The following is a 19,964-nucleotide window of genomic DNA, read 5'->3' as shown; positions in this document are numbered from 1 at the left end:
AGCTGAATATAGATTAAGAATTGATTATGGAAAAACTAGTAGTAGACGCTTCCAAACCTAAATGGCACATTAATTTTAAGGAGTTGTGGGCCTATAAGGATTTGTTCTATATTTTGGCTTATAGAGATTTACGTGTACGCTATGCGCAAACGTTTTTAGGCTTACTCTGGGCTTTCATTCAACCTTTGGCCACTCTCATTATTTTCACCGTAGTTTTTGGAGCAGTAGCAGAAGTAGGAACAGATGGTATTCCTTATCCGCTTTTTGCAGTCTGCGGAATGGCCTCTTGGTCTTATTTTTCTTTTGTGTTAAATCAATCCGGTAATTCTATTATTGGAGCACAGGAGATGGTAAAAAAAATCTATTTTCCCAGATTAGTTATTCCTTTATCAAAGGCATTAGTAGGATTTGTAGACTTCGGTATAGCCATGTTGTTTGTTGTGATATTGATGGTTTATTACGGATTTATTCCGTCAGCTAATATTATTTATCTTCCCATATTTATCATTCTGACTATTATTTCAGCTTTGGCAGTAGGAATTTGGTTGAGTGCCTTGACTATTCGTTATCGAGATTTTCAGCATGTGGTACCATTCTTAGTTCAGTTCGGTCTTTATGCTACTCCCGTTGGTTATCAAGCCAAGGATGTCATCAATAGATTACCTGAGTGGGGCTCATTTATATATTATGCTAATCCAATGGCAGGAGTAGTGGAAGGCTTTAGATGGAGCCTTTTGGGTGGAGACCCACCAAGTATTTTTGCTTATTTTTCATTTAGCATTGTCATTATTCTATTCATTACAGGACTTCTTTATTTCAAAAGAGTAGAGAAAGTAATGGCCGATATTGTGTAATACATGAAGTTCCATTTCATTTAGCTTATATGGTATCTCACTCTTATTGGCATTATGTGATCTCAGATAATTTTTTAAAAAATTTTACTCTGAGCACAAAAAACCACTGATTTTTTGAACTTGTAGAATTTAAAAATAGAACTCATGGCTTCGGTTAAAAACTCATCAGCTTTATAACTAATGCCTATTCATAAGTTAATAAGTTAAAATTGATTTATTTAACTTAAAGTATTATGTTTCAGCAGCAATTCTTAGTATTTCTAATAATCTTATTTATGAGCAAATTATTACTCTTTGATTTTAGTTCAACAGGCGACTGGTCGAATTGGGAAGTGGAAAATGATGTGGTGATGGGAGGGAGGTCGAGCAGTAATCTTGAAAGTAGCGCAGAAGGAAATGCTATTTTTACAGGAACAGTATCTCTGGAAAACAATGGCGGATTTGCTTCTTTGCAATATCATTTTCCGACCAAAGATATAAAAGGATATACGAAAGCAATCATTTTTTTGAAAGGGGATGGTAAGAAATATCAGTTCAGAATGAAATCTAATTTAAAAGAGAGAGCATCCTATGTATATGGATTTAAAACTTCTGGAGATTGGGAAACCGTAGAGATTCCGCTAAGCGAAATGGAACCAGTTTATCATGGACGAAAATTGGATATCCCAAATTTCCCTGCTGAAAAAATTCAGGAAGTACGCTTTTTAATTGGCAATAATAAGGAGGAGAATTTTCGATTAGAAATCGATAAAATTGAATTGAATTAAAGAAAAGTTAAAAAATAATAATTCTTGTAACTTCAATAAGTTGAATATCAAAGAATTACTGATTCTGCAATTTTCCTATGAACCTTACTTTTGAATAAAAAAGCCTCCCAGAGAATTCTCTGGGAGGCTAAAATTAAACTAAACTGATTAAGGTAATTATCCTCTTGGGTTTAAAATTAAATCTATTCTACTAACCAAATCTTGTAAGTGGTAACGAGACATCAAATCGCTCTGTCTCGCTAACCCTCTATTGATTTCGTTTTGTAATGTAACTAAGTTTCCTCTTGAAAGTGAAGGAATATCCGTGGTACGGATATCTTCGTCCTCAATGTTAACTAAGCCACCTAATTGCTCTACAAAAGCTTTTTGTAAATTTCTTCTGTAAGTATCAATGGTTCTTCCTGTCCTTAATTCAGAGAAAATACCAGTACGTAAGTCGCTCATCATTTGAGTTGCTTGGTAGGCATCATCTCCATTTAAAGATACATTTTCTAAAACTCTCTTAACTCTTGATGCGCTGAATAAGCTACCTAAAGTTCTTGTTTGTAATGCTTTAATTCTATCCACAATACCTTCTGACTCAATTCTTCTCAAAATTTCAGCATTAATTAACCATTCTGGAGTTTCAAATAATTGCTTATTTAAAAATTCAATAGCTCTCTTCTGTTTATCTAAGGAAGCATGAGTATAAATTGCACCTTCTTGGTCAGTTGTTTTAATATATTCTGTAATTCCGCCTACATTAGCAGTTACATGACCCATATAACGATTATACTGACCAATTATATTACTATATAATTCACTTAATTCGTCATAATTTTCACCTTCTACTGAACTCCACTCTAGAACATTTTCAGTGATTCTTTTTAAGTTTTTGATTCCTAGTTCTGAAGCAATCATAGAATCATCACCAATATCTTCAGTTTGAGAAGTATGATCCACTACACCTCTTTGCTGACGACCAAATCTATAAACTGGATTATCAGCCTTTTCTAGAATCCACTCATTTAAAATTGGTTCTTCCTCTTCAGCGGTTTCGATGTTTGGAATGGCTCTGTAGCCATATTCAATGGCCCATTTATCGTATTCTCCTACCATAGGAAAGAAATTTTCTACATTATCTTCTGGCTGTGCAACATAATTGAACCTTGCGTAATCCATAATGGAAGGTGCAACACCATGTGTTTTCATAAATTCAGCCGAACGTAATGAATCAATTGGATAAGCAACACTAGAGCCCATGTTGTGCGGCAAACCTAATGTGTGACCTACTTCGTGTGCAGCAACGAATCTAATTAATTCACCCATTAATTCTTCTTCAAACTTAACTTTTTGAGCCTCAGGATTTACAGCTGCCGTTTGGATGAAATACCAATTTCTCAATAAATTCATTACGTTATGATACCACAGAATATCACTTTCTAATATTTCACCAGTTCTCGGATCATGCACATGTGGACCTTGAGCATTCTGAATGTCAGTAGCGATATATCGAATAACTGAATATCTCACATCTTCCGGACTCCAATTAGGATCTTCTTCTTTAGTTGGAGCATCTTTCGCAATAATTGCATTTTTAAAGCCAGCAGCTTCAAAGGCCGGTTGCCAGTCTTCAATTCCTTTTTTCAAATATTCTCTCCATTCTATTGGAGTAGCAGGATCTATATAATATTCAATTGGATTAACAGGTTCAACTAATTCTCCTCTGTTGTAAGCTTCCCAATCTGAAGGCTCCAATCTCCATCTAGTGATAAACCTATTATCATCGGCTTTATAAGAATCTTTTGAATAATCTATTTGACGGATCGAGAAATATCCCACTCTTTCGTCAAAATTTCTTGGAACCATCGGCTCTTCCGGAAGTAAAATCATAGATTGGTTCATTTCAATCGATAAAGTTCCAGTTATTTGGTTGTCAGGAAGGTTACTTCCGTCATAAGTAAGGATATGTCTTACTTCCACGTTTTCTGGAAAAGCTTTTCCATGTACTATAATTGATCTGCTTTTATCTATTCTAGAAATTTTGAATTCTTTTCTCTGATCATCTGATAAGGCACCTATCATCTCTACGTCTGAAGTAAAAAAATCTTCAATATTTATTACGTATGAAGAGGAATCTTTGCCTAATGCTTCAATTTTAAAACTATAAACTATAGGCTCAAAATTATTATTTCTAACTGATTCATAAATTGGATCTTCCTCATCGGCTACAGAATTGTAGGAAACAGAACGTAATAATAATTGATTATCTTTCTTCTGAAATCTGATAACTTGCTGAGGACGAGATTTCATACCTGCACCGCCAAAATTCAAGCCTTTAACGTGTCCAGAAATTCTAGAAACTATTAAAATTTCTTTCTCTAATAAATCTTTAGGGATTTCAAAATAGTATTTATCCTCTACTTTATGAAAAGTAAATAATCCCTCGTCAGATTCTGCTTCAGATGTAATTACCTTAGAATAGGGTTGATATTTTGACTTTGAATCACTCTTTTCTTTTGGTTCTTCTTTATTCTTTTTGCCAAATAGCTGTGCGTTACTTTCTGTAGCAGAAAGTCCTATGAAAGCCATCATAGCAAAGCTTAATATTACTTTTTTCATTGTATGTACATTTAAATTTCTCGCTAATCTAAGCATTACAGACTTATTTAGTTTAGATTCGATCATTCTTTTCCATGAGTGGAAAAATGAGCAATGCTAGTGGAAAAAGGATTGAAGCTATAATGTCAGTCATGAGATGATAATAAAATTTCCGTGACAACTTAAAGCCCATGGGAAAAATACTTTGTTATAATTGAATTAAACCTTAGCTTTGCACCCTGAAAGAATAGAGCAATTTTATTTTATTATAATTATTAAATCATGGCAAATATTGGTAGGATTACCCAAGTAATTGGCCCGGTAGTGGATGTGAGCTTTGAAGCAGAAGGCTCAAAATTACCTAACATCTTTGATGCATTTACTGTAAAAAAATCAGACGGTTCTACAATCGTTTTAGAATGTCAGCAACATTTAGGTGAAGACAGGGTAAGAACCATCGCAATGGATGGTACTGAAGGCTTGACTAGAGGTATGGAAGTTGTGGATACTGAGCAACCTATCTCAATGCCAACTGGTGAAGATATTAAAGGAAGATTATTTAACGTAATTGGTGATGCCATTGATGGTATTGAGCAGCCCGAAGGTAAAACTAAGTTGCCTATCCATAGAAATGCACCGAGATTTGAGGATTTATCTACTTCTTCTGAAGTTTTATATACAGGAATTAAAGTTATTGACTTAATTGAGCCCTACTCAAAAGGGGGTAAAATTGGTTTGTTCGGTGGAGCCGGTGTTGGTAAAACCGTACTAATCCAAGAGTTGATTAACAATATTGCAAAAGGACACGGTGGTTTGTCTGTGTTTGCCGGTGTGGGTGAGAGAACTCGTGAAGGTAATGACTTACTTAGAGAGATGTTGGAATCAGGTATTGTGAAATACGGTGATGAATTCATGCATTCTATGGAAGAAGGCAAATGGGATCTTTCAAAAGTGGATAAGGAAGCTTTGAAAGAGTCTAAAGCTACTTTCGTGTTTGGTCAAATGAATGAGCCTCCAGGTGCTCGTGCTCGAGTGGCCTTGTCTGGTTTGACTTTAGCTGAATATTACCGTGATGGTGATAAAGACAGTAACGAAACAGGTAAAGATATTTTATTCTTTATTGATAACATTTTCCGTTTCACTCAGGCAGGTTCTGAGGTTTCTGCTCTTTTAGGTAGGATGCCTTCTGCGGTGGGTTACCAGCCAACTTTGGCTACTGAAATGGGTGCCATGCAGGAAAGAATCACTTCAACTAAAAATGGTTCAATTACCTCTGTTCAGGCGGTTTATGTTCCGGCTGATGATTTAACTGACCCTGCTCCGGCTACAACTTTCGCTCACTTAGATGCAACAACTGTATTGTCTCGTAAGATTGCGGAATTAGGTATCTATCCAGCAGTGGATCCTTTGGATTCTACTTCTAGGATTTTGGAAAGAAGTGTTGTAGGTGATGAGCATTATGATTGTGCACAAAGAGTAAAAGAGATTTTACAACGATATAAAGAATTACAGGATATCATTGCCATCTTAGGTATGGATGAATTGTCTGAAGATGATAGACAGACAGTTTACAGAGCAAGAAGAGTACAAAGATTCTTGTCTCAGCCTTTCCACGTTGCAGAGCAGTTTACTGGTTTGAAAGGGGTATTGGTTGATATCAAAGATACTATCAAAGGTTTCAATATGATCATGGACGGAGAGTTAGATCACCTTCCTGAGGCAGCTTTCAACTTGAAAGGTACTATTGAAGAAGCCATTGAGGCAGGAGAGAAAATGTTAGCAGAAGCTTAAAATTAAAATTATGCTTTTAGAAATCATTACACCGGAAAAAAATGTGTTTAAAGGAAATGTAGATTCTGCTACTTTCCCGGGAAGCAATGGTTCTTTTCAGGTTTTGAATAATCACGCACCACTTATCAGTTCTTTGGCTAAAGGAGATTTAAAATTCACTGATGGCAAAAATAATACTACAATAGTAGTAGAAGGCGGTGTAGTAGAAGTTTTAAATAATACCATTACTGTTCTTGCTGAAAAAGTAATCAAAGAATAGCGTAGGTATTTTTTATAAAATAGTGAGCCGATTTACTGAAATGTAAATCGGCTTTTTTCGTTTTAACTCTACTATCATTTGTAAGTTCTGATTACCCACTATATCTTGTAAATTGCATTAAAATCAAATTTGATTAATGAAAACGTATTTTAGAGTCCTTTCTTATGCAAAACCATTAGGCTGGTTAGCACCTCAATATATAATTTATGCTATTTTTCAATCAGTTTTTAGTGTTATAACATTGGGGATTTTAGCACCCGTATTAAATGTACTATTCATACCACAAGAAACAGATAAAGTGCCTCAATCTGCGCCTGATTTTAATTTTAGTATTCAGTATTTGACAGATGTATTTGATTACTACTTGCTCACGATTGTGCAAGAGGATAGATTTGCTGCTTTACAATTTGTCTGTTTAATTTTAATTGTAAGTATTTTTCTATCAAATATATTTAAATATTTGCTCGCTGTGATATCCGCAATTGTAAAAGCCAATGTTATCTCAAATCTGAGGAATTCACTATATGATAGATTAATAAATATGCATATTGGTTTTTTCACTGAAGAGCGAAAAGGCAATATTATGTCTAAAGTAATGGCCGATGTGCAAGAAGTAGAGGGTACGGTAGTAAACAGTTTAAAGGCCATAATAAAAGAACCCTTTATGCTGATAGGATATTTTATTGCTTTATTTTTTATCTCGGTTAAGCTAACCTTAATCACCCTAGTTATCCTGCCTATTTCAGGCTTTATTATCTCATATATTGCCATTTCATTAAAAAAGAAAGCCAGAAAAAGTCAGGAAACAATTGGTAGAATATCTGACATTTTGGATGAAACTTTAAGTGGAATGCGAATTATTAAAGCATTCAATGCCATTGGTTTCTCAAAAGATAGGTTTCAAAGGGAAGTGAAGAATTATGCTGACTTTAATATTAGCATGCAGAAGAAACAAGCCTTAGCTGGGCCAACTTCTGAATTTCTGGGAGTATTTGTTGTGGTTGGAGTTTTACTTATTGGTGGAGGAATGATTCTGGAAGGAAATTCTGAATTAGATGCAGGTGGTTTTATTGCATTTATCGCCATTTATTCCCAACTTTTGGTACCTGCAAAGCAATTATCCACAGCTTTCAGTAATGTTCAAAGAGGCTTAGCATCGGCCGAAAGAATTTTTGGAATTATAGATCTAGAGCCTGCTATAAATGATAAAAGTACCGCTTCAGATTTGACTGAATTCAAAAGTGAGTTAAGTTTTAAGAATGTATCATTTGCCTATGGTGAGGAAAAAGTATTGAAAAATATCAATATCAATATTCAAAAAGGCCAAACAATCGCTTTAGTAGGGCCCTCAGGTGGTGGTAAATCAACTATGGCGGACCTTATTCCTCGATTTTACGATCCTGTTAGCGGTGAGGTGCAAATAGATGGAGTTTCTTTAAAAGACATCAAAATGGAAAGCCTTCGAGCAAAAATGGGAATTGTTAGTCAGGAATCTATTTTATTTAATGATACTATTTTCAATAATATAGCATTTGGAAAACCGGAATGTACTTTAGAAGAAGTAAAGCAAGCGGCCAAAGTAGCAAACGCTCATGAATTCATCGCTCAGATGGAAAACGGATATGATTCTAAGATAGGGGAGAGAGGAACGAAGCTTTCTGGAGGGCAAAGGCAGAGAATTAGCATCGCAAGAGCCATTTTGAAAAACCCCGACATTTTAATTTTAGATGAGGCTACTTCTGCCTTAGATTCAGAATCAGAAAAACTGGTTCAAGATGCATTAACCAATTTAATGAAGAACAGAACTTCTATTGTGATTGCCCACAGACTGAGCACAATCCAAGAGGCAGATAAAATTTATGTAATGCAAGACGGTGAAATCATTGAAGAAGGAAAGCATGAAATACTTATGGAAAAAGCAGGGGTTTACAAAAAGCTCATTGAAATTCAATCAGTTTCCTAAAGTGTAGAATGTAATTATTGAGGTGGTAGTTTGCTATTCGTGCAATCTAAAGCCATTAGTTCTTAAATTATTTCTATATTTGTTTATATTCATAATCAAAACCATCACAACTCCATCTTTATGAAGACTTTTAAAACTATTGTTTTTGTGGCATTACTTATCTTTCACATTGCCACAGTGGTAATTATTTCGATAGGAAAAAACAATCTAAACTTCCTATTTGATTTATTCAAGCAAATGGATCTCGTTCAATACAGTTCAATAGCTGGTCTTTTACTTTTTCTAATTGTAGTATTTCTTTTCAAACAGGAAGAAAAAGCTAAAGCAAAACTGATTGAAAAACATGAAAATGAAATTAATCAGTTTAAAGCCAGACTTTATGATAAGAAGGAATCTGAAAGTGAAAATGCTTCCACAAAGATTGAGCCTTCCAAGGATAAGTTAGACAATCCGAAAAGTGAAGCTCCTGAAGATAATTCTACCAAAACAAATGATTCTAGTAATCCCCAATCATAAGACTAGGAATGATTAACCTTATAAAAAATGAACTTATTTCAGCACAGAAAGCGCTGGATGATTTTTTAAACCAACCCGAGCAGTTAGCCAACATTGAATCTGCAGTAGAAATAATGGTCGATTCCTTCAAGCAGGAAGGAAAAGTAATGAGTTGTGGAAATGGCGGTTCTCATTGTGATGCTATGCATTTTGCGGAAGAATTAAGCGGAAAATTTAGGGAAGCGAGACCTGCAATTGGCGCGATGGCACTTTCGGATATCAGCCATACCACCTGTGTGGGAAATGATTATGGTTTTGAATTTATTTTTAGCCGAGGAATTGAAGCATTAGGCAGAAAGGAAGATGTTTTATTGGCCATTAGTACTAGTGGAAATTCAAAAAATATTTTGGAGGCCTGCAAAGCAGCCAAAGCTAAGGGGATGAAAATTGTAGGGCTTACAGGCAAAAATGGTGGCGAATTGGCGCAGGAATGTGATGTGGAAATCCGTGTTCCTCATGATGGTTATGCCGACAGAATTCAGGAAATTCACATCAAAATTATTCATGTTTTTATTTTACTGATTGAAAAAAGATTAGGGTATGTTAGCTAAATCTTATGGAAGTTCAGTTTTTGGAGTAGATGCCAATGTTATCACCATTGAGGTGAATGTTAGCCAAGGTACTAAGTTTCATATGGTAGGATTACCCGATAATGCCATTAAAGAAAGCGAACACCGTATTGACGCTGCCATAAAATACAGTGGCTACAAAATGCCCAGACAAAAAGTAGTCGTTAATTTGGCACCAGCGGATGTCAAAAAAGAAGGTTCTGCTTATGATTTGCCGATTGCCTTGGGTATCTTAAAAGGTTCCGAGCAGATTTTTACAGAAGAATTAGGTAAATATATGATTATGGGGGAATTGGCCTTGGATGGTACGCTCAGACCCATAAAAGGGGTTTTGCCCATTGCCATAGAAGCTAGAAAGAAAGGCTTTAAAGGCTTTATTCTACCTCAAGAAAATGCAGCGGAAGCCGCTATTGTGAATAATCTGGATGTGATTCCAGTCTCAAATTTAAAAGATGCCATTGGTGTTTTGGAAGGTACTTCCGACATTAAACCAATGGAAATGGATACCCGTGATATCTTTTTCACGAATCTCAACGATTATGAAGCTGATTTTGCAGATGTGCAAGGTCAGGAAAATATAAAAAGAGCATTAGAAATTGCTGCAGCTGGTGGTCATAATGTAATTATGGTTGGTCCTCCCGGAGCTGGAAAGACAATGTTGGCTAAAAGATTCCCATCAATTCTGCCCCCATTAAGTTTGACTGAAGCACTAGAAACCACCAAGATCCATTCTGTTGCTGGGAGGTTAGGACCAAACTCATCTCTGATTGCAACTCGTCCATATCGTGCACCTCATCATACAATTTCTGACGTTGCCCTTGTCGGTGGAGGAGGAATTCCTCAACCTGGAGAAATTTCTTTAGCAAATAATGGTGTTCTCTTTTTGGATGAACTTCCTGAATTTAAAAGAGCGGTCTTAGAAGTAATGCGTCAACCACTGGAGGAACGCAGAGTCACTATTTCAAGAGCAAAAGTATCGGTTGATTTCCCAGCTAATTTCATGTTGCTGGCGAGTATGAATCCATGTCCATGTGGTTATTATAATCACCCAGAAAAAGAATGCGTTTGTCCTCCAGGTGCAGTAAAGCGTTACTTGAATAAAGTAAGTGGTCCGCTTTTGGATAGAATAGATTTGCATGTTGAAGTTACCCCAGTTTCTTTTGACCAAATGACGGCTGATAGAAAAGCGGAAAGTAGTGACACCATCCGCAAAAGGGTAATTGCGGCCAAAGCGATACAAGAAAAACGATTTGAAGGCTTAGAAGAAGTTCATTCCAATGCTCTGATGCCTTCACAAATGGTTAAGGAAGTTTGCGTGATAAGTTCGGCTGGAAAAACATTATTAAAGAATGCCATGGAAAAATTGGGGCTTTCAGCCAGAGCTTATGATAGGATAATGAAAGTATCCCGCACTATAGCAGATTTAGCTGGAAGTGAGGATATTAAAATTGAACATTTGGCGGAAGCCATACAATATAGAAGTTTAGATAGGGAAGAATGGGCAGGTTAAAGAGAAGTTTTCTGATAAGTATTTTTTTGGGCTTAGGTTTCTTGGGTTATGGTCAAGAACTCATATACGATGTGAGTATAGAGGGGAAACCAGTTGGTAATTTGATGGTCACTAAAAAAGTATTAGATAGTGGAAAAGTTTATTTTTCTGCTTTGATGGATTTAGAATATGAGTTGTTTAGGCAAACTCAAATGGTTCAGTTACAAGAAGCGATTTATCAAAATGATACCTTAAGTCAAGCATATTTTGTAGATAAAACAAATGGAGAGATATTGGAGGAGGCAAAAATAGAGCGGTTATATGGAAAAAAATATTATAGAACTTTTCAAGATACGGTAAGCGGTTGGCATGAAAAACCAATTTTGAATAGTTCATTGAAGCTGTATTTTAACCAACCGCAAAGAAGAGATTCTGCATTTTCAGAGGTAACACACAAATATTATAAAATAGCGAAACTGCCGTCTGAAAATCGTTTTATGATGCTAAACGATGAAGGAGAAAAGTCCATCTTAAGGTATAATGAGAATGGAATTTGTACTCAACGAAATTTCAATCTTGGTGCAGTAGAATATGTTTTAAAATTAAGAAATACTGAACAAGATTAATAGTGAACTAAAAAATTGGAGCTTTAAATACTATTAGATTTTAGGCACATTTATTTTAAACGATTTTGAATATCCTTTACCGTAGACCTCGCTGTTCTTCCAACTCCAATCAAAGTTGCCGAAGCGAATCCTGTCCAGCCACCATAGCCAACCAACCAAAGATTTTCTTCTTCAATTGAGCGAGTTCCTTGAGTTTTAATTTTCCCTCTGTCATCAGTGGAGACTATTTTTTGGAGATGGTCGGTAGCGTATCTAAAACCTGTGCACCATATCACGGCATCAAAAGCTTCTTCTTCGCCATTTTCCCAAAGTACTCCAGTTTCAGTAAAAGAATTGAATTGACCCTTAGAGTGCAAAACATCTCGCTCTCTAGCTTCTTTTACTGATGGAACCATCACGATATTGCCTAAATTGTATGTTGAAGCATCAAATTTTTCGCCCTTCTTTTCAGCATAATATTTAGCAGAAGCTTGGTCAAATAAAACTCGGCCATCGACATCGTCAGGTAAAAATTCAGGGGTTTTGAGAGTAGCCCAAACGGTATCAGCAACTTTAGAAACCTCAGCTAAAATTTGTGCACCGGAGTTTCCTTCTCCTATTATTAATACTTTTTTATCAGAGAAATCTTCTGGCTTTCTATAATGCGCTGAATGAATTTGTTTTCCCTTGAAGCTATCTTTTCCGGGGATATTGGGAATAAAAGGTTTGCCCCATGTGCCAGTTGCGGAAATTATGGCTTTGCTGTAAAAAGTTGATTTATCCGTAATAATTTTAAAGTAATCAGATTTCTCCTCAACTTCCTTAACATTAAGAGGTCTTTCAACTGGTAGTTTGTAGCGCTTTTCATATTGGCACATATAATCAATCACCTCATCCCTCGTAGGAAATTCGTTTTCTGATTTAGGCATCAGCCAACCGGGTAATGAACTTTGCTCAGCAGGCGAAAAGAGTGTAAGAGAATCCCAACCATGTTGCCATGCACCCCCGCATTCTTTTTGATTATCCAAAATGACATAGTCCAAATCTGTCCTTCTTAAATAGTAACCACAAGCTAAAGCGCTTTGCCCACCTCCAATTATGATGACATCATGTATTTTATGTTCAGGCATAGATTCATTTTATAGAATTTTTAAATAAATTAATTGCCAAGCTGAATCGAAAATAATCATGAAGAACGATATTTATAAGTCTTGGAGATAGTTCAACTATAATTATGAATAATATTTTTTCTTTAACCAGAACGATACCCTAACTAGTAAAATTAAAGCAGGGACTTCAACCAATGGACCGATAACGCCAGCAAAGGCTTGTCCAGAATTTAATCCGAAAACGGCAATGGCAACTGCTATGGCTAATTCAAAATTATTTCCGGCAGCAGTAAATGCTACAGCAGCGTTTTTATCGTATGCAGCTCCAGTTGCTCTGGTGACAAAAAACCCAATAAGAAACATTATAGAAAAATATATGAGTAGTGGAATCGCAATTTTTATGACGTCTAATGGAATTTCAACTATTAACTCACCTTTTAGCGAAAACATTACGATGATGGTAAAAAGTAATGCAATGAGTGTAATTGGTGAAATTGCTGGGATAAATTTTTGTTTATACCAATCTTTTCCTTTCCATGATACCAAAATCATTCTGCTGAGAATACCGGCCAAAAATGGAATCCCTAAGTAAATAGCAACACTTTCAGCTATTGTCGCTATTGAGATGTCTACTATCGCACCTTCAAAGCCAAAGTAAGGTGGTAGAATGGTAATGAAAATCCAGGCATAAAAACTATAAGCAAAAACTTGAAAAATACTATTTAATGCCACCAATCCTGCGCCATATTCGCTACTTCCCTCTGCTAAATCATTCCAAACCAACACCATGGCTATACATCTGGCTAATCCAATAAGAATAAGCCCGACCATGTATTCTGGTTCATTCGGAAGAAATATAATTGCCAAGACAAACATTAAAATAGGCCCAAGTATCCAATTTAAAAGGAGAGAGACAGATAATATTTTTGTATTTTTAAATACTTTAGGTAGTAATTTGTAATCCACTTTTGCTAGTGGGGGATACATCATCAATATCAATCCTATTGCAATTGGAATATTAGTGCTCCCTGAACTTAAAGAATCAATAAAATTAGCACTTGAAGGAATTATGTAACCGATTCCTACTCCTAGAATCATTGCTAGAAAAATCCATAAGGTTAAAAACCTATCTAAGAAACTTAAACTTTTAGTATTAGCCATGAATAATAAGTTTATTTACTTTACTAAACACATATAGCATTTCTGTAGCAATTTGCTGGCTTCGTTCTTTATATTTCTGATGCTTCAAAGGACTGTCATCAAAAGATTTTGGGTCTTCATAATTAAGAGAAATTCTTTTTTCTGTGCCTGGAATGAAGGGGCAATTTTCATCTGCATCAGAGCAAGTCATCAGGGCAGCAAAACCTATGGTAGGATTAAACGGATGGTCGTATGTTTTTGAAAATGCAATGATTGGATGCCTATCCGAGTCATATTTAACTGCAATTACAGGATTCTCTTCTTTTGAAAGTTGAATTGATTCAAATCCCGCTTCTTCTAAAACCTGTAAAATCATTGGATAAACTGAAGTAGATGCAGTTCCTCCCGAATAGCAAGTAATTTGATTTAATTTGAAATATTCTGACATCGCCTGAGCCCAAATTTGAGAGAGGTGGCTTCTTCTGGAATTGTGAGTACAGATAAAATTCAATGAGATGTCTTTTCCTGAATCGACTTTTTCTTGCAAATAATCAATAAATGGTTTTAATACTTCCCTTCTCTCATCAGGTATGGAATTAGGGTCTAATTTTTCGATATAATCCATGAGTCTTTGGAACATTTTAGTAATGGATTAGGACAACTAATCTAATTTTTCTTAAATCTGGCGGGTTATTAAGGCTTAACAACATCCACCACCTGGAGCACAAGCATTTGAAGTAGAGCCTGTAACATCTGCTAATTGCATTTTTGGTTTTGAAGCTGGGATACCACATTTATCTTTGGCCAAACAATCTGTTTGGGTATTGACCAATACAAAGTGTTCTCCATTAAAATCTAAAAGATATTTACCGATAGTTGCGCCTTGATATTCGACCTCAACCTCCAAATTATCATCTATCCCTAATTTCTCTTGAGATAAGTTAATAATATTCTGCAGTTTTTTAGCACCCAATCTATGGTCGAAATCACCATCTTCCCACAGTTGGAAATTCACTTTTTGCTCGTTTCTCATTGTTCCACCGCAATCAATGAAATTGCGAGTGATGATTCCAACCTCTGTAATATGAAAATGTGGAGGAACAAACTCTCCATTAGGGATTTGAAATTTTACTTCATTTAAATCGTCAAGCCTTGATTTGATTTCAGATAGTCTCATGTTTTTTATTTTATAGATTTTGATTTATCGTATTATTGGTATATTACGATGATTATATACAAAAAAATATCAGCAGCAATTTTGCTGATTGGGGTTTTTATACAGTTCAAAAATTTCGCTGAATAGATTTTTTACTTCTTCCCAACGGGTTGGGTTTATACAATAACTAACCGATACACCCTCGATCGTACCTTGAATGATGCCTATATCTTTTAGAGCTCTTAAATGCTGACTGATGGTAGCTTGTGCTAATCCGAGTTCAGAAACTAAATGTCCATTTATACAGGCATTTGATTTCAGTAAATACTGAATGATAGCAATACGAGCCGGATGTGCAAATGCTTTAGCTACATTTGCCAGGTCATTTTGCTCTTCCGTGAATAAGTCAGATTTAGTTACGCCCATTTGATTTTTATTATATTGCAATATTACGATTAATTTGAATTAAAAAATAAATTGATTTTATTTTTCTTCAACATCATTTGAATTTCCTTCTTCAAGTGTTCTATTAATTTCATCTATAATTACATTAAGTTCTTGAGAAGGAGGCCTTAATTTATCAAAAATATTTTTTAACTCTTCAGGGTCGTTTGAATACTCAGAAATATTGATTAGACCCATAATTCTAGCTAATGGTCCTCTTACTTTATGGGCATTAATGTAGGCATAATCAATTATTTGGCTGTTTTTTGATTTTATTTGTTTTGTTCGCTCTTCTACCATAGCTTCTAAATTGCGGTTTATGGCTTCATATTCCTCATTTTTAGAAATTAATTCTTCTTGCATTTCATTAAGCTCGAGATTCGTTTTTTTAAGGATTTTTTCATATTTGTAATTGGTGTTGTTATACCACATAAGAGTAGCACTTGAAAACAATGCTATAAAAAGAGGTGGAAATTTATAACGATTAAAATCACTTATATAGTCACTTATAGCGGGTTGAAGAGGAGTTTCTAATGCGTATAAAAGTCCTCGGTCTATGAAAAGTGTGATTAATAAATAATAAGTAAAAAACAAGATTATCAACCCTCTATCTTTTTCTTGATTAAATAAAAGAAAAGGAACCGAGCAAAAAATAGCGGCTACGTACTGAAACCAGATGAATTGACTTTCGGTAATGTCTCCAATCAAGATAGGTATTCCAAATTGAGCGAAACTGGGTAGAAAGAGAAAAATGCTTTTAGAGAGGTTAAAGTGCTTTTTAGAGTTCAAATATGGAATCAAAAACATCAAAATGGATATTGCTAATCTTCTATATCCAGCTAAATAATATTCAACAATAAAAAAGTCATTTAGCGCAACCGCAAAGGTGTATATAGCCACAAAAAGAGCTAAAGCATTCGTTAGAAATACTTTTCTTCTCTCTTGGGCATCCATATCAAATGAAATGCCAGACGTATTCCATATTTTTATTGCAGCTAGCAAAATTTTACATAAAATAAAGTTAAAGAATCGATTTTAATAACAAAAGTTGGTTTTTTCAAGGAGTTATCGATGAATAGATATTTTTTCGTGCGTAATATTAAAAAGAATTCCGTCACGCTGCATTTTTTAGTACCTTTGTTGATTGAATCAAACAATAAATTAAGTGACCTTAATAAAATCAATTTCCGGCATTAGAGGAACCATAGGAGGAAAGACAGGAGATGGGTTAACGCCCGTTGATATCGTAAAGTTTAGTAGTGCTTATGCAGCTTGGTTGAGAACCAAATCAGATAACAATAAAGTTGTTATTGGTAGGGATGCTAGGCCTACAGGTGAAATGGTGTCAAAATTAGTTGCCGCCACTTTACAAGGAATGGGCATGAATGTAGTTGACCTAGGGCTTTCGACCACACCAACGGTTGAGATAGCTGTTGGTTTGGAAAAGGCAGCAGGTGGGATTATCCTGACAGCAAGCCACAATCCAGTTCAATGGAACGCTCTAAAACTTTTAAATGAAAAGGGAGAATTTATTTCTGGTGAAGATGGGCAAGCAATTTTAGATTTGGCTGAAAGCGCGGATTATAATTTTAGCGAAGTTAAGAAAATCGGAAAATACACTACTCAGGACCATTATATCCAAAAGCACATCGACATGGTAATTGATTTGCCTTTAGTTGATGTTGCAGCCATTCGTGAAAGAAAGTTCAAAGTTGTAGTGGATGCAGTCAATAGCACAGGCGGAATTGCAATTCCAAAATTGTTAAAATCTTTGGGTGTGACTGAAGTTAGAGAACTGTATTGCTATCCTGATGGAAACTTCCCGCATAACCCAGAGCCTTTACCTGAAAACATCACACATATAAGCAATGAACTGGCTAATGGTCACTATGATTTAGGCTTTGTAGTTGATCCTGATGTAGATAGGTTAGCGATTGTAAACGAAGATGGAACTCCTTTTGGAGAGGAATATACATTAGTAGCAGTTGCTGATTATATTTTAAGCCAACAAAAAGGAAATACAGTTTCCAATCTCTCAAGTACACGAGCCTTGCGTGATGTAACTGAAAAAAGGGGAGGTTCTTATGAAGCTTCTGCAGTTGGAGAAGTAAATGTAGTCACCAAAATGAAGGAAACCGAAGCCATAATTGGTGGAGAAGGTAATGGAGGTATCATTTATCCTGAATTGCATTATGGAAGAGATGCTTTGGTTGGAATTGCCCTATTTTTGACGCATTTAGCTAAATCTGGAAAATCTTGTTCGCAATTAAGATCAACTTTCCCAAGCTATCACATTTCTAAAAATAAAATTGAATTGACTCCTGAAATTGATGTAGATGGCATTTTAGAGGCGATTCAAGTCCGATATAAAAACCAGCCTATCAATACCATTGATGGAGTTAAAGTTGAATTTGATAAAGAATGGGTTCATTTGCGGAAGTCAAATACGGAGCCTATTATAAGAATTTATTCTGAATCAGATTCCGAATCAAAAGCAGAGCATTTGGCACAAAAAATGATTTCTGATATTAAAGAAATTATAGCATACAAAGAAGACTAATTTTATGGCAGGGATTTATTTGGATAACGCAGCAACCACCGCTTTAGACCCTGAAGTTTTTGAAGCGATGAAACCTTTTATGTTGAGTCATTTTGGGAATCCTTCTTCTATTCATTCACATGGACGTGAAGTCAGAGCTGCAATTGAAAAAGCCAGAAGAACCATTGCTGAATTATTGAATACTTCACCCTCTGAAATATTTTTTACTTCTGGTGGTACTGAAGCTGATAATACTGCTATAAGATGCAGTATTGAACAGAAAGGAATCAAGAAAGCGCTGACTTCAAAAATTGAGCACCACGCTGTTTTACATACACTTCAGCATTTAGAAAAAGCTGGCCAAATTGAATTGGATTATGTTCCATTAGATGAAAACGGCTCGATTGAGATGGATGCTTTAAAAGATTGGTTAAGCAAAAATCCTGATAGCTTAGTTTCCCTCATGCACGGAAATAATGAAATCGGGAATATCATTGATTTAGAGGAGATCAGTTGGCTCTGTAAAGAGCATGGCGCAGTGTTTCATTCTGATACAGTTCAGACGATGGCGCACTATACCCATGATTTACAGGAAATAAAGGCACAACATATTGTTGGTGCTGCTCACAAATTTCATGGACCTAAGGGTGTTGGCTTTTTATACATCAATGGTGAGCATAAAATTCATCCATTTATTCATGGAGGTGCTCAAGAACGAAACATGCGTGGAGGGACAGAAAATGTTTATGGAATAGTAGGTTTGGCCAAAGCAATGGAAATTGCTTATCGTGATATGGAAGAACATCACAACCATATTCAAGGCTTAAAAGACCGAATGATTCAGAAGCTTCAAGCCAAAATTGAAGGAGTTGATTTCAATGGCTTAAGTGCCGACCAAGACAAAAGCCTTTACACAGTTTTGAATGTTTGTTTGCCTCCTTCAAATATGAGTGATATGCTATTGTTTAACTTGGACATCAAAGGCATTTCTGCTAGTGGAGGTTCGGCATGTAGTAGTGGAAGTGATGTGGGTTCGCATGTGATAGCAGAATTAGGAAAAGCCTCGGAAAGACCAAATGTCCGTTTTTCTTTTAGTAAATATAATACTGCTGAAGAGATTGATAAGGCTGTGGATGCTGTAGCTGAAATTTATGAGAAGAAGACGGTAGGGTAGGATTTAAACTTTCCCAAAGTTGAAGACTTTGGGAAAGTTAGTTTTAAAGTAGCATTATAATTTAAGCAGCGCTTTCAAAAAGCCCATATTTTCCCCTTTTTCTTTTACTATCATCAAAGGAATTTCGCTGTCGTAAACCACTACCTTTTCAGCGACACTTCCCAATAAAATAGAGGCCAATCCTGTTCTTCCTTTAGAGCCCATTATAATCATATCAGCTTTCTGGTCAGAGGCAAACTCAAAGATTTTATCTGCGGGTGAATTATCTTCATCTAAAACATAATCACAATTTAAATCCTCAGGAAATTCATTCTTTTTTATAAACTCCTTGTAGTCATTTTTTGCATGTCCTTCCATGATTTTAGAAAATTCATCATAATTCTTTCCTGTTTTATGATAGCCTGATGGGACATCATATACATGCACTAATGAAACGTCCACCTTATTTTTTTCTGTGATGGATAATGCTTCTTCAACCGCTAGTTTGGAATGCTTTGAAAAATCAACTGGTACTACAACCTTGTCTAGCTTAAATCCAAAGCCTTCAGGGACCATCATGAGGGAAGTGTGTACAACTTTTGCTACTTTTTGTGGCACAATACCACCGCCTTTTAGTTTTCTTTTGCGGCCCATCACCATCATATCAATATCCTTGATATTCACCCATTTAAGAATTTGGTCTGATGGGTCTCCTTCTTTGATTTCAATTACTTTTTCACATTTATAGTCAGAATCCCACGCTTTTTCAACCAATTTATTAATAGAATCAGCCATGGATTCATCATTTGGAGCCATCAAGTCAGGATAATTTTTTTTTAAGTCTTCAGGCAGTTCAAGGTCTTTCGCAACATGGATAAAATACACTTTTTCACTTTTCAAAAATTTAGCTAAATGTGATGAATATTTTATCAGTAATTCATCCATTTCAGTTAAGTCAAGTGCAACTAAAAGTCTTTCTATTTTATACATT

General features: G+C 35.5%; 19 protein-coding genes. 11 read left to right on the top strand and 8 right to left on the bottom strand.

Features of this window, described 5'->3' with window-relative positions:
* Positions 1–26: 26 nt before the first annotated feature.
* Together VFM92_RS02545 and VFM92_RS02540 are read left to right on the top strand one after the other, a co-directional pair.
* Positions 27–854, top strand: coding sequence for an ABC transporter permease (locus VFM92_RS02545; RefSeq protein WP_325120626.1), 828 nt, complete (start codon positions 27–29; stop codon positions 852–854).
* Positions 855–1,129: 275 nt separating this feature from the next.
* The gene (locus VFM92_RS02540) at positions 1,130–1,621 is read left to right on the top strand and encodes a CIA30 family protein (protein ID WP_325120625.1); all 492 of its coding nucleotides are present in this window, start codon (positions 1,130–1,132) and stop codon (positions 1,619–1,621) included.
* Between the two features lie 156 nt (positions 1,622–1,777).
* Here VFM92_RS02540 and VFM92_RS02535 read toward each other — a convergent pair whose 3' ends face one another.
* Positions 1,778–4,222 (bottom strand): zinc-dependent metalloprotease, encoded by a 2,445-nt coding sequence (locus VFM92_RS02535; protein WP_325120624.1) that lies wholly within the window; start codon positions 4,220–4,222, stop codon positions 1,778–1,780.
* Between the two features lie 261 nt (positions 4,223–4,483).
* Between VFM92_RS02535 and atpD the strand changes: the two genes are divergently transcribed.
* From atpD to VFM92_RS02500, 7 genes are all read left to right on the top strand, one after another.
* Positions 4,484–5,992, top strand: a complete 1,509-nt coding sequence (atpD, locus tag VFM92_RS02530; RefSeq protein ID WP_325120623.1) for a F0F1 ATP synthase subunit beta — start codon at positions 4,484–4,486, stop codon at positions 5,990–5,992.
* 10 nt (positions 5,993–6,002) lie between these two features.
* Positions 6,003–6,251, top strand: coding sequence for an ATP synthase F1 subunit epsilon (gene atpC / locus VFM92_RS02525; protein WP_325120622.1), 249 nt, complete (start codon positions 6,003–6,005; stop codon positions 6,249–6,251).
* 136 nt (positions 6,252–6,387) lie between these two features.
* The gene (locus VFM92_RS02520; RefSeq protein ID WP_325120621.1) at positions 6,388–8,214 is read left to right on the top strand and encodes an ABC transporter ATP-binding protein; all 1,827 of its coding nucleotides are present in this window, start codon (positions 6,388–6,390) and stop codon (positions 8,212–8,214) included.
* Positions 8,215–8,334: 120 nt separating this feature from the next.
* Positions 8,335–8,730 (top strand): hypothetical protein, encoded by a 396-nt coding sequence (locus VFM92_RS02515; protein ID WP_325120620.1) that lies wholly within the window; start codon positions 8,335–8,337, stop codon positions 8,728–8,730.
* 8 nt (positions 8,731–8,738) lie between these two features.
* Positions 8,739–9,320, top strand: coding sequence for a D-sedoheptulose 7-phosphate isomerase (gene lpcA / locus VFM92_RS02510; protein WP_325120619.1), 582 nt, complete (start codon positions 8,739–8,741; stop codon positions 9,318–9,320).
* Positions 9,310–10,848 (top strand): YifB family Mg chelatase-like AAA ATPase, encoded by a 1,539-nt coding sequence (locus VFM92_RS02505; protein WP_325120618.1) that lies wholly within the window; start codon positions 9,310–9,312, stop codon positions 10,846–10,848. The genes lpcA and VFM92_RS02505 overlap by 11 nt, the downstream gene beginning before the upstream one ends.
* Positions 10,836–11,453 (top strand): DUF6134 family protein, encoded by a 618-nt coding sequence (locus VFM92_RS02500; RefSeq protein ID WP_325120617.1) that lies wholly within the window; start codon positions 10,836–10,838, stop codon positions 11,451–11,453. Before VFM92_RS02505 ends, VFM92_RS02500 begins: the two co-directional genes overlap by 13 nt.
* Positions 11,454–11,503: 50 nt before the next feature.
* Here the strand turns inward: VFM92_RS02500 and VFM92_RS02495 are convergent, their stop codons facing one another.
* From VFM92_RS02495 to VFM92_RS02470, 6 genes are all read right to left on the bottom strand, one after another.
* Positions 11,504–12,562, bottom strand: a complete 1,059-nt coding sequence (locus tag VFM92_RS02495) for an ArsO family NAD(P)H-dependent flavin-containing monooxygenase (RefSeq protein ID WP_325120616.1) — start codon at positions 12,560–12,562, stop codon at positions 11,504–11,506.
* A gap of 102 nt (positions 12,563–12,664) precedes the next feature.
* The gene (arsB, locus tag VFM92_RS02490) at positions 12,665–13,702 is read right to left on the bottom strand and encodes an ACR3 family arsenite efflux transporter (protein ID WP_325120615.1); all 1,038 of its coding nucleotides are present in this window, start codon (positions 13,700–13,702) and stop codon (positions 12,665–12,667) included.
* Positions 13,695–14,306 carry a protein-tyrosine-phosphatase gene (locus VFM92_RS02485; protein ID WP_325120614.1) on the bottom strand — a complete coding sequence of 204 codons (612 nt, stop codon included), beginning with the start codon at positions 14,304–14,306 and terminating at the stop codon, positions 13,695–13,697. The genes arsB and VFM92_RS02485 overlap by 8 nt, the downstream gene beginning before the upstream one ends.
* A gap of 75 nt (positions 14,307–14,381) precedes the next feature.
* Positions 14,382–14,858 carry a DUF6428 family protein gene (locus VFM92_RS02480; protein WP_325120613.1) on the bottom strand — a complete coding sequence of 159 codons (477 nt, stop codon included), beginning with the start codon at positions 14,856–14,858 and terminating at the stop codon, positions 14,382–14,384.
* Between the two features lie 69 nt (positions 14,859–14,927).
* Positions 14,928–15,263 (bottom strand): metalloregulator ArsR/SmtB family transcription factor, encoded by a 336-nt coding sequence (locus VFM92_RS02475; RefSeq protein ID WP_325120612.1) that lies wholly within the window; start codon positions 15,261–15,263, stop codon positions 14,928–14,930.
* Between the two features lie 57 nt (positions 15,264–15,320).
* Entirely contained in the window at positions 15,321–16,283 is a 963-nt protein-coding gene (locus VFM92_RS02470; RefSeq protein ID WP_325120611.1) for a hypothetical protein, read from the bottom strand.
* 163 nt (positions 16,284–16,446) lie between these two features.
* On the opposite strand from VFM92_RS02470, the gene glmM reads away from it, so the two are divergent.
* Both glmM and VFM92_RS02460 read left to right on the top strand, forming a co-directional pair.
* Complete coding sequence (gene glmM / locus VFM92_RS02465; RefSeq protein ID WP_325120610.1) at positions 16,447–17,841, top strand: phosphoglucosamine mutase; 1,395 nt, start codon at positions 16,447–16,449, stop codon at positions 17,839–17,841.
* Between the two features lie 4 nt (positions 17,842–17,845).
* A complete protein-coding gene (locus tag VFM92_RS02460; RefSeq protein WP_325120609.1) occupies positions 17,846–18,994 on the top strand; it encodes a cysteine desulfurase family protein in 1,149 nt (382 codons plus the stop codon).
* Positions 18,995–19,048: 54 nt separating this feature from the next.
* Here the strand turns inward: VFM92_RS02460 and VFM92_RS02455 are convergent, their stop codons facing one another.
* On the bottom strand, positions 19,049–19,963 hold the full coding sequence (locus VFM92_RS02455) for a universal stress protein (protein ID WP_325120608.1): 915 nt from the start codon (positions 19,961–19,963) through the stop codon (positions 19,049–19,051).
* Between the last annotated feature and the right edge of the window lies 1 nt (position 19,964).

Origin of the sequence: Marivirga sp. (assembly GCF_035704835.1) — a bacterium.
In the GTDB taxonomy this organism is placed as follows: domain Bacteria; phylum Bacteroidota; class Bacteroidia; order Cytophagales; family Cyclobacteriaceae; genus Marivirga.
Note: the sequence above shows the minus strand (reverse complement) of the source record. Positions and strands in the feature narration are given on the sequence as shown.